Raw genomic sequence first — 591 nt, 5'->3', positions numbered from 1 at the left:
GCGACGACAACTCGCCGGTGGCCATCGGGCACGCCAGGAGCTGGCCGTCACCGAGACGACGGCTACGAAGCTCATCCGAGGCATGGAAGTGTCGCGCATTCCGGGCCTGTTCCAGACTGCGGACTACGCCCGGCACACGTTTCAGGCGAACGCCGAGTTCCGCAGGATCCCTCGGGACATCGAGGCAGCAGTCCGGGCACGCATGCGCCGCCAAGAGGCGTTGTACGAGGCCGGCAAACTCTTCCGGTTCGTAGTGTGGGAAGCGGCACTGTACGTACTGACCTGCCCCCGCGAAGTCATGGCCGCACAGCTGGACCGCCTCGCCGGGCTGATCGGCCTGGACACCGTCGAGATCGGTGTGGTGCCCCTCGGCACGCAACTGCGGCGTGCACCGGGCCACGGGTTCTGGATCTATGACCGGCGTCGCGTGATCGTCGAAACGCTCAACACCGAGATGTGGCTCGACGACGAGGAGAACGTTGTTTTGTACGAGCGGGCGTGGGACCTGATGGCCGAAGCCGCGGTCCAGGGGCCACAGGCACGGCGCTTGATCGGTCGGGCGCGGGCGTCGCTGGAGCTCGACTAGCCAAC

1 protein-coding gene is annotated in these 591 nt (G+C 66.7%); it reads left to right on the top strand.

Features of this window, described 5'->3' with window-relative positions:
• A partial coding sequence (locus tag AB0C16_RS40290) for a DUF5753 domain-containing protein (protein WP_357691440.1) occupies nucleotides 1-586 on the top strand: 586 nt, incomplete at its 5' end.
• Nucleotides 587-591: the final 5 nt, after the last annotated feature.

This window comes from Nonomuraea sp. NPDC048916, assembly GCF_040649575.1.
Classification (GTDB): domain Bacteria; phylum Actinomycetota; class Actinomycetes; order Streptosporangiales; family Streptosporangiaceae; genus Nonomuraea.
Note: the sequence above shows the minus strand (reverse complement) of the source record. Positions and strands in the feature narration are given on the sequence as shown.